Consider the following 11948-nt stretch of genomic DNA (forward strand, 5'->3'; position numbering starts at 1 on the left):
ATGTCCCAGTTGAACAGCCAGCAGGCTGCACCGGCCATGCAGGAACTGAAGGTCGGCGTCATCGGCGGCGGCTTCATGGCCCGGACCCACGCCGATGCGATCCGCCGGGCAGGCGCCCAGCTCATCGGGGTGCGGTCCAACGGCGAGCAATCCACCCGCCAAGCGTCAGCCGCCCTGGGCGTGCCCGGTTTCGGCAGCGTCGAAGCGCTGCTCGCCCAATGCGACGCCGTGCATGTCACCTCGCCCAATGCGTTGCATGCCGAGCAGGCAGCCTCCGCACTGGCAGCTGGCCTGTCCGTTGTTTGCGAGAAGCCGCTGGCGACCAGCGCCCGGGAAGCCGGCGAGCTGGCCTTGCTGGCATCGCGTTCCCGGGCGGTGGCTTCGGTGCCGTTCGTCTACCGCTACCACCCCATGGTGCGGCAGGCCCGGGCTCACGTGCAGGAAGGGAAACTTGGCCGGCTGCTGACCGTGCGTGGCCAGTACCTGCAAGACTGGATGCATACGGTCAGCGACAGCAACTGGCGGGTAGAACCAGCCAAAGGCGGGCCTTCGCGGGCCTTCGCGGACATCGGTTCGCATCTGGTGGATCTGCTGGAATTCATTGCGGGGGAGCGGATCGTTCGGCTGAACGCGACCACCTCCATTGCCCATAAGCAGCGGGGCGCCGTGGACGTCGATACCGAGGATGCTGCCGCCTTGATTGTGCAGATGGCTTCGGGAGCCATCGGCACGCTGATGGTGTCACAGGTCAACGCCGGCCGGAAAAACGCCTTGACCATCGAGTTGTCCGGAGACCGGTCGGCGCTGGAATTCAAGCAGGAAAAGCCGGAAGAACTGTGGATCGGCAAACCCGCCATGTCCTCGATCCTGTCCCGCCAGGCCGCTGATCTCAGTCCCGATGCCGCACGCTTGTCGGTGGTACCTGCAGGACACCCGATGGGCTACCTGGATGCTTTCGCCGCTTTCGTGGCCGACACCTACGCGGCGATCCGTGGCGAAGCACCCGAAGGGCTCCCAACTTTTGCCGATGGCGCCCGCGCCTGCCGTTTGACCGATGCCGTTCTGGAATCGGCTGATTCCGGGGACTGGATCGACACCGATGACTAGAGGAGAAACCACCATGAACGCGACGCATCCAGTGACGCTATTCAGCGGCCAGTGGGCTGATATGCCCTTCGAAGAAGTCGCCCGGCTGGCTTCCGAATGGGGTTATGACGGATTGGAAATCGCAGCCAGCGGTGACCACCTGGACCTCAAGCGTGCCGACGAGGATCCGGCCTACCTCCAGTCGCGGCTGGAAATCCTGGACAAGTACGGGCTGAAAGCCTGGGCGATCTCCAACCACCTGGGCGGCCAAGCTGTCTGCGATGATCCCATCGACTTCCGCCACCAGGCCATCCTGCGCGACTATGTCTGGGGCAATGGGGATGGGGAAGGCGTCCGCCAGCGGGCCGCCGAGGACATGAAGCGCTCGGCCCGCGTCGCCCGCAAGCTCGGTGCCGATGTAGTGGTTGGCTTTACCGGCTCGAAGATCTGGCAGTATGTCGCCATGTTCCCGCCGGTTCCGGGCGAAGTCATCGATGCAGGCTACGAGGACTTCGCGGATCGCTGGAATCCGATCATGGACGAATTCGATGAGCAGGGAGTGAAGTTCGCCCTGGAGGTGCACCCATCCGAGATCGCCTACGATCACTGGACCACCGTGCGCACCATGGAAGCAATCGGCCACCGCGAAGCGTTCGGGCTGAACTGGGATCCCAGCCATATGTTCTGGCAGGGCATCGACCCGGTCGCATTCATCACCGACTTCGCCGACCGCATCTACCACGTGGATTGCAAGGACACCCGGATGCATCGTCCCAACGGGCGCAATGGCATCCTGGGTTCCCATCTCCCATGGGGCGATCCCCGCCGGCGCTGGGACTTCGTCTCCACCGGCCACGGCGACATCAACTGGGAAGATGCCTTCCGCGCACTGGACTTCCACGGGTACAAGGGCCCCATCTCCATTGAATGGGAAGACGCGGGAATGGACCGCTTGCACGGTGCGAAGGAAGCTGTGGGCTACATCCGCAGCCTCCTGTTCAAGCGCCCCGAAGCGTCCTTCGACGCGGCATTCTCGAACCAGTAGCCCCTGGCTAGGACTGACGCTTGCCCTGCACCCGCGAAGTAATCACTGAAGCGGTGGCGCGGATCTGCAGCAGGAGAGTCTCCCACTGCTCTTCGGGGACACGATCGGCCAGGAAAGTGACAGCAACGGCGGCCACCGGCCAATCGCTGGAATCCCGGATTTCTACCGCGAGCGAGTGGAAATCCGGGGTGACATCCCCGCGCTCTACGGCATAGCCGCGCTGCGTGCTCTGGTCCAGCTCGCGGCGCAACTGCGAGTAGCTGGAGATCGATGACTCGGCGACGCGCTCCGTGAAGCTGGCGGCACCGGGGTAGAGCGCACGCACCTGGGATTTGGGCAGCGCGGCGAGAATTGCCCTGCCGGATGCGGTCAGGTGCGAAGGCAGGCGAACACCCACGTCGGTGACCAAGGATGGCCGGCCCTTGGCGCGTTCTTCGACAATGTAGAGAACATCGGAACCATGCAGCACGGCCAGGTGGGCGCTTTCCCCGACCTTGTCGACCAGCTGGGCAATCAGCGGGGCACCCAGGCGTGCCAGCGGTTCCTGGCGGGTATAGGCGCTGGAAAGCTCAAAAGCGGAGACACCCAGACCATAGGATTTGTCCTCTGGATAGTGGGTGATGAATCCGTGCTCCAGCATCACGTTCAGCAGCTGGTAGACACTGGATCGAGGAAGCTCCAGCAACGTGGCGATCATTGCCGCCGGAGTCGGGGTCTTCCGGCTGGCCAGCAACCTGAGGATCCGCAAGGTGTTATCGGCCGCTGGAACCTTGCTGCCCATGGGGCCTCCTCAATGAATCGTGCATAGTGCTCTGCAAGGAACTCTAGCAACCTGGTCAGCCGTTTCCTTCGATAGTCCAGGCTGCTGGGCTGGCTGCCGGCGGATAATGCAAGGCACCCACAACGAATGAAATAAATAGTCGCTGGGACCAACGCCATTCCAGGCGGAGATCCCAGCGACTATCGGCCAGAAATGAAAGGTCTAGCGCGTCGTGGAACTGAGGAAATGATTCAGCTCGTCAAGGGTTGGAGGATTTGCCCCGGCGCGCGACACGGTGATTCCCGCGCACACCGAAGCGATCTGCATGACCTTCTCCAGCTCGACGCTGTCCAGCTGCGTGCCATCGCGAAGGGACTTGGCCAGCGAGCTGTCCAAGATGGCGTGGAGCAGCCCGGCCATGAACGCATCACCGGCGCCGACCGTATCTACGGTACGCACCGAAATCGAGGGAACCATGACCTCGCTTTGCCTGGTCCGGGCCTCGGCTCCGCGTGCGCCGAAGGTAATGATCGCTAGCGATGCCCCGCGCTCCAAGAAGTGCTCCAGGATGCGATTGGTGTCCCATCCCGGATAGAGCCACAGGGCGTCTTCGTCACTGAGCTTGACGATATCCGCCAGCCCGGCCAGCTTCTCGATCTGCTTGACCGATTCTGCCCGGTCCTCGACCAGCTCCGGGCGCAGGTTCGGATCGAAGCTCAGGATCTGGCCCGGTGGGGAAGCCTCGAAAGCCTCATGGATTCGAGCGGCACTCGGACCCTGGAATGCTGCAACGGATCCTGAATGGAACAAGGTGGCTTGGGTCGAAGCCATGCTCTGCAATTTGCAGTTCAGCTGGAACTCGTAGTTGGCATCTCCGGACTCGTCCAGCACGATGGTGGCGCTGGAAGTCTGCGCATCGGTGTGCGATCCGGCTGCGAGCTGAACGCCTGAGGCCGCCACATGTTCGGCGATCAGCCGGCCATGCTCGTCATCGCCGATGTCCGTCTGGAGCAGGACTTCGTGGCCCAATCGGCCCAGTCCAACAGCAACATTCATCGGGGAACCGCCGGGATGCGCCACACCATCGACGATATCGACTAGGGCTTCACCGGCAACCTGAATATTAACCATGACATCGATCCTACGTAACCCGGAGGGAAAAAGCCCATCGGGGTGATCATACGTTCAGCCTGTACCCACGTTTGATGACCGTGGCGATGATTTCTGGTTGCGGCAACGCCTTGCGCAGCCGGCTCAATGTCATATCCAAGGCATGCTTGGAACTGGCTTCCGGAAGTGCGGCCCCCAGCTCGTCGCGGGAGAGGACGCTGCCGCCGGCCTCGATCAGCGCCCGCACCAATTCGGCCTGCCCGGGCGTCAACTCGCAGTTTTCGTCCTGGACCGAGAGGGTACGACCGCGCAGCTGCACCTGGCCGTGGACCGTTTGGGCCTGCAACGTGCCCAGCGAGGCCAGATGCTCCACGAGCTGGCCGATCATGGCACCCATGCGATGGCGCTCGGGAACCAACGGGCAGATGCCCGCCTCGATCAGCGGGGCAGCAGTCACCGGTCCAACGGTGGCCACTGCGACGCGCTCGGCCAGGGAGCGCAGCAGGGCGGGCAAGCGATTGCGCGCCTTGGCAGCGGCGAACAGCGCGTGCACGCTTGGCGCGCTGGTGAAGGTCACCGCGTCGAAGTGGGCGGCGCACAGGCCCTCCACCAAAGCAGAAATCCCGCTATCGCTGCTGGTGTCCTGCCAGCGGTAGGGCTCCACCTTCAGCACCCGGCGAGCGCCCAGCTCGCGCAGGCTCTGGGGCATTCCATGGTCGGAATCGGCATGAAGCTGCAAGGCGACGGTGGCGCCCTGGAGCTTGCCCTCCAGCAGTTCCAGCATGGAGGCGCTGCGCCCGTCCTTGGCCACGGCGGCCGGTTCCAGGCCCAGCGCCTTGACGGCGCCATGGGCTTTGGCCCCGCGGACGTAGAGCTGCGCCTGCCCGAGCGCTGCCAGCAGCTCGTCGCCAATGCCGGCAGCCTCGGAGGTATCAACCCAGCGGCGCAGTCCGTAGGCGGTTGTAATGACGGCTACCTGCGGACGGACCTCAATCAGCTTTTGCGTTTGCGCGATCAGTTGCTGCTCGTCGTCCAGCGGGGCGAGCTGGAGCAGCGGAGTATGGGTCACCTCGGCGCCGCGGCGTTCGAAGGCCTCGATGAGTTCTGCGGAACGGCGGTCGCTGGTGACGGCCAGCCGGAAGCCGGCCAAGGGTTTGGGGCTGCTCATCAGGCCACTTCCAATTGCGCTGCCAGCGTGGCCGGCTCTTCTTGCGCTGCCGCGTTCACCAGGGTGGCCGGCAGTCCAGCGACTTCACCTATGACAATGACTGCAGGGTTGGAATGGCCGCGGGCTGTTTCGGCGAGATGGGCTAGCCGGGTGCAGCTGGTGCGCTGGATGTCGGTGGTGCCGGATTCGACGATGGCGCATGGCATTTGCGGGTCCATGCCGACCCGGTGCAACCCGGCGACGGTCTGCTCGATGGTGCCCATGCCCATCAGGATCACGATGCTTCCGCCCAGCTTGGCCAGATGGTCAAGCTGCGCATCGCTGAGTGGGTCGTGGGCCGATACCACGGTGAACATGGTGTTCACCCCGCGGGCGGTGACCGGGATGCCGGCTGCTGCCGGCACGGTGATGCACGAGCTCAGTCCCGGGATGACGCTGATCGGGATGCCCGCAGCGGTAGCGGCCGCGATTTCTTCGAAGCCGCGGCCGAAGACGAAGGGATCTCCGCCCTTGAGCCGGACTACGGCAGCGCCACCGCGGGCCGCTTCGATCATCAGGGCTTCGATATCCCGTTGGGTGAGCTTGTGGTGTCCAGGAAGCTTGCCGACGTCCACGATTTGAGCTTGCGGTGCAAGAGACGGCAGGTGCGCTGCGGGACCGAGCCTGTCGGCGAAGACGACTTCTGCTTCGGCCAGGGCCCGCACGCCGCGCAGGGTCAGCAGGTCCAATGCGCCGGGGCCGCCACCGAGCAGGGTGATGGATCCGGCCCGGGTCGCTGGTCCAAGGTGCATGACGGGAATGCGCGCGGCCTGCACCACCGAGGCGAAGCGCAGCGGTTCGGCATCGCAGATCACCAGCAGGCCGGCTTGTTCCAGCAACTGTACTGCCTGGAAGGGCCCGTCGGCGGTGAGCACCGTGGCGCCCTCCGCCCGGAAGCGCAGCGCAGTATTTTTGCTCCCGGATTTACTTCCAGCGATCAGCACAGTGCATCCGCGCAGTTCGAGGTCGATGCCAATCATGGTTTCCTTGATTCTGCTCGAGTTTCTAGGGGTGACATGGGATTCTCCTTGAACTAGTGGATGCACCCAGCTTAGGCGCCCAGGTTTTCCCGGAGGTATCGCAAATGTTTCAAGCGCAATAATTCGAGTAAAGGTTAACCTTTTCGAAATGTTCGCGAGGGTAAGACGAAACACAAAGTCTCTAATGTAAATATTGTTGCGAGGCACCGGCCTGGCTGATCCTGCAAAGTTCAGTGAGCGAATACGCGGGAGACTTGCCGAGTTCTGCCTGCAACGGGCACGCTGGGAACATGGAATCCCTGTTCGACGACAGTGCACTGCCCCGTAGCGGGGGAGCCTTGCGCCCAGGAGCCTGGCACCTGCCGGGGTGGCTGGACGCGCCCGCGCAGCAGTGGATCGTCCGGCGCTTCTTCGAATGGGGCAGCGGGCCTGTTCCGCCGCACCGCACAGCCGTCAACGGCCATCCGATGAGCGTGCAGAGCTTGTGCCTGGGGTGGCATTGGAGCCCGAACCGCTACTCCAAGACCGCTGACGACCTGGACGGGCAATCAGTGGCGCCCATGGAAGACTGGCTGGTCCGCTTGGGCAAGCAGGCGGTCGCAGAAGCTACGGGGGACCTGCAGCGCGCGCAGGACTACCAGCCTGATGCGGCTATCGTGAACTACTACGACGTGCAGGCCGCCATGGGCATGCACCAGGATGCGCAAGAGCGCATCAACGCCCCGGTGGTTTCGCTGTCCATCGGCGATTCGGCAACATTCCGCCTGGGCAATACCGAGAACCGCAACCGGCCATGGCAAGAGATACGGCTGGCTTCGGGGGACCTGTTCGTCTTCGACGGCCCCTCACGCTTCGCCTATCACGGGGTGAGCAAGATCCATGCCGGGACCGCGCCTGCAGGCTTGGGCCTTGGCGGCGGACGCATTAACATCACGCTGCGCCAGACCGGGCTGGAAAGGAACTAGTTCCCCAGATCGATCGTGGCAGCGAGCGCGTAATGATCGGAATCGGCGATTTCCAGCCGCTCCAGGCCTGCTGATTCGACGCCGCGTAGCATCACATGATCGATGCCGAGCATCGGGAACAGGGACCGCGGCCAGGTCAGGGCCAAGCCCCAGTCGCTGTAGTGGGCTTCCTCCAGCTGGTTAGCGACCGGCGCGAAGTGGCGGTCGGAGCTGGTGGCGTTGAAGTCTCCGGCGGCAACGATCTTCGGAGAATCGTCATCGGCGAGGTAGCCGGCCAAGGAAGCAAGCATCATGTCCCGCTCGTGATGGCCGGTAGGCCTGGCCGACGCCGCATGCACAGCGTACAGGCGGACATCCCCTTTTTCGCTGGCCACGTCCACCCGCAACGCGCGGTCCCAACCCAGCCCCAGATCCAGGGGCTCTGGATTCTTCAGCGGATAGGCGCTCCACACGCCTACGGTGCTGACCATGTAGCTGTAAGGATGGGATTGGGCGAGCTCGGCGGTGATTCCCGGCTCCTGGCCTTCACCGATTTCCTGCAGGGTGATGACCTGCGCGCCGTTGGCTGCCAATTCGCGGGCAGCCTGCACGCCCGCAGACTCGTGGACGTTTTGCGTGGCAACCAGCAGGGAAGCTTCTGGTGCGCGCCGGTCCGAAGGCAGGAACGCCGGCCCGAAGAGCACAGCCCAAACAACGACCGGTACGAGCAGGCCGATGAAGCTGATGCGTCCGCGCACCACCAAGGCCATCAGCAAGAGCACTGGAATTCCGAGGCCCATCCACGGGGCCAGGTTATCGACGATCAATCCGAGACCCAGGACATCGGGGATCTGCTGGTGGAACACCATTAGCCCGGCCAGCGCGAGACAGAGCATGACAAAGAAGAACCTCGCGATTATTCGCGAGGCCGACAGGCGATGGTGCGATGAATGAGGCATAGGACTTAATACAGTGGCACAAAATACTGTGGGATTCGTAATTTTCCGCTCGGGGATTGCCACTGTCGCCCGATGCAGTCACTACGATGGATAAGAGCGCCGAGGGAGCCGCTTCCCAAGACCCTGCCATGAATTGAGAAATTGAATGACTGCCTATGTATCTGGCGGAAAACTACTGCTGGCAATTGTTGCCTTGGCCATGGGCGGCGTCGGCATCGGTGTCACTGAGTTTGCCATGATGGGCTTGCTCCAGGAAGGTGCCGCTGATCTGGAAGTGGGCTATGCGCAGATGGGCCTGATGATCAGCGCCTACGCAATCGGCGTGGTGGTGGGCGCCCCGGTGCTCACTGCGCTGGCTGCCAAGATCCCGCGCAAGCGTGCGGTGCAGCTGCTGATTCTCTTCTTCACGCTCGCCAACCTCTCCTCATTCTTCGCTCCGGACTACAACACCATGCTGGTGACCCGCTTCCTTGCAGGCCTGCCGCATGGGGCCTACTTCGGACTGGCCGGTGTGCTTGCCGGCAGCTTGGTTCCGGCCACGATGCGCGGACGCGCCATTGCCTGGGTGATGCTCGGGCTCTCGGTGGCCAACGTTGCCGGTGTCCCGTTGGTGACCCGGCTCGGCCAGGAATACGGCTGGCGTTCGATGTTCCTGGTCGTCACTGCGATCGGCGTGTTGACCGCTGTGCTGATTAGCTTGTTCGTCCCATGGCGCAAGACCGATGCCGGGGCGAGCATCCGCCGCGAGCTGACCGCCTTGAAGAGTGCCCAGGTGTGGCTGGCGATGCTCACCGGCATTGTCGGCTTCGGCGGATTCTTCGCGGTGTACTCCTACATTTCGCCCACGCTGACCGAAGAAGCAGGACTGCCAATTGAGCTGGTGCCGTTGGCTTTGGCGCTCTATGGCGTAGGCATGGTCGTTGGTTCGCTGGCCGGTGGCAGGCTTGCCGACTGGTCGATCTTCGGCGCGATCAAGCTTTCTTCCGTTTTCATGATCGCCACCATGCTGATTTTCGCTGCCGTGACCAGCTGGGTGGTTCCGACGATGATCATGGTCTTCGTGATGGGCGCAGTGGGTTCCCTGCTGATCCCTGCGTTGCAGACGCTGCTGATGGATTCGGCCCCGCATGCGCAGTCGCTGGCTGCTTCGCTGAACCACTCGGCGCTGAATGTTGCCAACGCGCTGGGCGCCGCCCTGGGTGCCGCGGTGATTGCCGCCGGTTACGGCTTCCGCGCCCCATCTGTGGTTGGCGCTGGGCTGGCCGCCTTGGGCCTGCTGATCGCGTGGATAACCCAGATCCGCGCGAAGAAGGTGGGCCTGCTCGTAGGCCGCGAAGCTTTGGAAGCCCGCGAGCAGGCGCGCACCCACTAGCGCTTGGGCTAGCTGGCCAACGCGGTGATGTTGAACATCCAGACCACGCCGAACTTGTCGCGCAGCTCGCCGAAGGAGTCGCCCCACGGGGCCCGCTCCAATGGCATGTTGATCTGGCCGCCTTCGCCCAATCCTTCCCACCACCGGGTCAGGGTCTCCGCGTCGGCTCCGGCCGTCCCGTCGCTGCTTAGCGCGATCACGCCATTGCCCCGGACGTCCATTTCGGGCGGGGTGTCCGAGGCCATGAAGTGCAGGCCGCGTTCAACGAATAGCGAGGAGTGCATAATCTGGTCGGCAACGGCCGGATTGTTGTCATTCATGCCTTCTTGGAAGGTCATCATGGAAAGCTCGCCACCGAGTACCTGGTGGTAGAACTCCATAGCTTCTTTGGCGTCTCCGGCGAAACGCAGGTATGGGGTCAGTCCGATGGTCATGGGATTGCGCCTTTCGAAGGAATGGGTGGGGCCGGCAGGTCCCGACCCATATTCTTCCACTTGGGGAGCACCGTGTGAATAGAGGATTGTGACCAGCGTCTCGAACGGCCGATTTGGAGTTTTCGGCAGTGCTCCGGTAAAGTTTTATCTCGGTTCAGGGGTTGTGCAAGCCACTGGAATCACCTCGTTTGGGGGTATGGCGCAGTTGGTAGCGCGTCTGCATGGCATGCAGAAGGTCAGGGGTTCGAATCCCCTTACCTCCACCAAATGGAAAAAAACCGGGAAACATCAGAAATGATGTTTCCCGGTTTTTTCGCATTCTCCCAAGTTCCCAACAGGCCATGCTGTAGGGTTGGCTCAATTTCCCAGACGATTCCGTCTTCGAGCCAAGGGAGAATCAATGAGAGAACTAACCTACTTCGTTGCAGTGAGCTTGGACGGGTACATTGCCGGTCCTCACGGCGAATTCGATGCATTCGCGGTGGCTGGCGACCACGCGGCGCCCATCTGGGACCGCTACCGCGGCACCGCGCCGACCCAGCTGGCAGAGTCGGCTGGACTGCCTATCGAGGGGTGCCCTTTCGATACGGTGCTGATGGGATGGAATACCTACGCGGTCGGCTTGCCAGCACTGCCCAGCCCGTACTCGCATCTGAGACAGATTGTTTTCACGCGCGAGCACTCTTCACCTCCAGGAAGCCAAGAGGTGCAGTTCACCAGTGCGGATCCGCGAGAGGTCATCGGGGAACTCAAATCCCAACCGGGTGACGGCATCTGGCTGTGCGGCGGAGGGCAATTGGCCGCCAGGCTCCGGCCGGACATCGACAGGTTGGCCCTGAAGGTGCAGCCGGTGATGTTCGGGTCGGGTATCAAGCTCTTCGGGGACACAGGGTATGCCCCGGATCGCTGGAGGCTGGAGAACATGCAGTCTTTTGCCTCCGGAGTCTGTCTTGCCGAGTACTCGCGCGGCTAGTGGACGTTGGAGGCGGCTACATTCCTTCGTCTCCGATATGACCCGCAGCTGTCGCATCGAGCACACGCTCAACGAACGCCGCGTATTCGCCCATGTAGTGGGCCAGGAACTTCTCGGTGTCCGGGTTGCTGATGCTCCCGTCCTCGCCGAAGTCTTCGGGACGGTACTGCAGGTAGACCTCGGGGGAGTTCAGCTGCGGGGCATCCAGGAAGCTGAGGACGCTGCGCATGCTGGACTGCATGACCGCGGTACCGATGGCTCCGACCGAAGCGCCGAGCAGGCCGGTGGGCTTGCGGGCGAAGGAGTTGGTGCCCCAGGGCCGCGAACCCCAGTCGATGGCATTTTTCAGCGCACCGGGAATTGAACGGTTGTACTCCGGGCTGATGAATAGCAGGCCGTCCGAGGCCTCGATGGCGGTCTTTAGCGCGGTCCCGGCTTCGGGATAATTATCATCGTAGTCAGCGCTATACAAGGGCAGATCGCTGATCGGGATTTCCGTGAAACTGAGGTTTTCAGGTGCCAGGGCTATCAGGGCCTTGGACAGGACGCGGTTGATGGAGTTCGTGGCGAGCGAACCGATGAAATAGCCGATGTTGTAATCCATGGAACCACTTCAGCACCGGGGTGAGGGGTGGCAAAAGGCCCTCGGGCAAACTCCCAGCTAAGCCAGGCCGCCTGGATGACCGCGCTGCGCAATCTGGTGCGAACCGAAGTCCGAGAAGTCGGCGGCGCCCGGCGGGCCCCAAACAGTGAGCACGCGCAGGTCCGTGCCGCCGGGATTGCACAGGTCGTGGTCCACTCCGGCATCGGCCAATACGCTGTCACCGGGACCGAGCTCGTATACGCGCTCGCCGACCCGCATCCGCGCCCGGCCCTCGATCACCTGGTAGAACTCCTGCAAAGCTCCCTGGCCCTCGTGGCGATGGAAGCCCTCGAAGCCGCCTGGTTCTATCACCCAGGTCTGGATGGCTACCGGCATCCCGGTGTGCCCGGCGAAGTGGTGGCTGACCTTCATGGCTGAGCCTTCGTGCATCCGGTAGTCGAAGGCATGGGCATCGCGCGCTTCAAACGGATCCAT

The 11948-nt window shown here is 62.9% G+C and carries 13 protein-coding genes and 1 tRNA gene; 6 read left to right on the top strand and 8 right to left on the bottom strand.

Going from position 1 to position 11948, the window contains the following annotated elements; all coding sequences use genetic code 11:
* Together AC1Z36_RS06255 and AC1Z36_RS06260 are read left to right on the top strand one after the other, a co-directional pair.
* A complete protein-coding gene (locus AC1Z36_RS06255; RefSeq protein ID WP_483561836.1) occupies positions 1-1107 on the top strand; it encodes a Gfo/Idh/MocA family protein in 1107 nt (368 codons plus the stop codon).
* A gap of 13 nt (positions 1108-1120) precedes the next feature.
* Entirely contained in the window at positions 1121-2131 is a 1011-nt protein-coding gene (locus AC1Z36_RS06260; RefSeq protein ID WP_483561837.1) for a sugar phosphate isomerase/epimerase family protein, read from the top strand.
* A 7-nt stretch (positions 2132-2138) separates the two neighbouring features.
* Here AC1Z36_RS06260 and AC1Z36_RS06265 read toward each other — a convergent pair whose 3' ends face one another.
* From AC1Z36_RS06265 to cobA, 4 genes are all read right to left on the bottom strand, one after another.
* Positions 2139-2912, bottom strand: a complete 774-nt coding sequence (locus AC1Z36_RS06265; protein ID WP_402735141.1) for an IclR family transcriptional regulator — start codon at positions 2910-2912, stop codon at positions 2139-2141.
* Positions 2913-3113: 201 nt separating this feature from the next.
* Positions 3114-4022 carry a carbohydrate kinase family protein gene (locus AC1Z36_RS06270; RefSeq protein WP_483561838.1) on the bottom strand — a complete coding sequence of 303 codons (909 nt, stop codon included), beginning with the start codon at positions 4020-4022 and terminating at the stop codon, positions 3114-3116.
* A 46-nt stretch (positions 4023-4068) separates the two neighbouring features.
* Positions 4069-5169, bottom strand: coding sequence for a uroporphyrinogen-III synthase (locus AC1Z36_RS06275; RefSeq protein ID WP_105661937.1), 1101 nt, complete (start codon positions 5167-5169; stop codon positions 4069-4071).
* The gene (gene cobA, locus AC1Z36_RS06280; RefSeq protein ID WP_105661936.1) at positions 5169-6188 is read right to left on the bottom strand and encodes a uroporphyrinogen-III C-methyltransferase; all 1020 of its coding nucleotides are present in this window, start codon (positions 6186-6188) and stop codon (positions 5169-5171) included. Before cobA ends, AC1Z36_RS06275 begins: the two co-directional genes overlap by 1 nt.
* 290 nt (positions 6189-6478) lie before the next feature.
* Between cobA and AC1Z36_RS06285 the strand changes: the two genes are divergently transcribed.
* Positions 6479-7153 (top strand): alpha-ketoglutarate-dependent dioxygenase AlkB family protein, encoded by a 675-nt coding sequence (locus AC1Z36_RS06285; RefSeq protein ID WP_105661935.1) that lies wholly within the window; start codon positions 6479-6481, stop codon positions 7151-7153.
* On the opposite strand, the gene AC1Z36_RS06290 is transcribed toward AC1Z36_RS06285, so the two are convergent.
* A complete protein-coding gene (locus AC1Z36_RS06290; protein ID WP_181149044.1) occupies positions 7150-8028 on the bottom strand; it encodes an endonuclease/exonuclease/phosphatase family protein in 879 nt (292 codons plus the stop codon). The genes AC1Z36_RS06285 and AC1Z36_RS06290 overlap by 4 nt on opposite strands.
* 208 nt (positions 8029-8236) lie before the next feature.
* Here AC1Z36_RS06290 and AC1Z36_RS06295 point away from each other — a divergent pair, with 208 nt between their 5' ends.
* Positions 8237-9463: an MFS transporter gene (locus AC1Z36_RS06295; protein WP_105656358.1), complete on the top strand. Its 1227-nt coding sequence runs from the start codon at positions 8237-8239 to the stop codon at positions 9461-9463.
* 8 nt (positions 9464-9471) lie between these two features.
* On the opposite strand, the gene AC1Z36_RS06300 is transcribed toward AC1Z36_RS06295, so the two are convergent.
* Positions 9472-9897: a VOC family protein gene (locus AC1Z36_RS06300; RefSeq protein ID WP_105656359.1), complete on the bottom strand. Its 426-nt coding sequence runs from the start codon at positions 9895-9897 to the stop codon at positions 9472-9474.
* 190 nt (positions 9898-10087) lie between these two features.
* Here AC1Z36_RS06300 and AC1Z36_RS06305 point away from each other — a divergent pair.
* Positions 10088-10163: transfer RNA gene (locus tag AC1Z36_RS06305), tRNA-Ala, on the top strand.
* A gap of 134 nt (positions 10164-10297) precedes the next feature.
* Positions 10298-10870 carry a dihydrofolate reductase family protein gene (locus AC1Z36_RS06310; protein WP_105656360.1) on the top strand — a complete coding sequence of 191 codons (573 nt, stop codon included), beginning with the start codon at positions 10298-10300 and terminating at the stop codon, positions 10868-10870.
* Between the two features lie 16 nt (positions 10871-10886).
* Here AC1Z36_RS06310 and AC1Z36_RS06315 read toward each other — a convergent pair whose 3' ends face one another.
* Together AC1Z36_RS06315 and AC1Z36_RS06320 are read right to left on the bottom strand one after the other, a co-directional pair.
* Entirely contained in the window at positions 10887-11474 is a 588-nt protein-coding gene (locus tag AC1Z36_RS06315; protein WP_105661933.1) for an NADPH-dependent FMN reductase, read from the bottom strand.
* A 57-nt stretch (positions 11475-11531) separates the two neighbouring features.
* Positions 11532-11948: a cupin domain-containing protein gene (locus AC1Z36_RS06320; RefSeq protein WP_105656362.1), complete on the bottom strand. Its 417-nt coding sequence runs from the start codon at positions 11946-11948 to the stop codon at positions 11532-11534.

The sequence above is a fragment of the Glutamicibacter sp. BS14 genome (genome assembly GCF_056934375.1).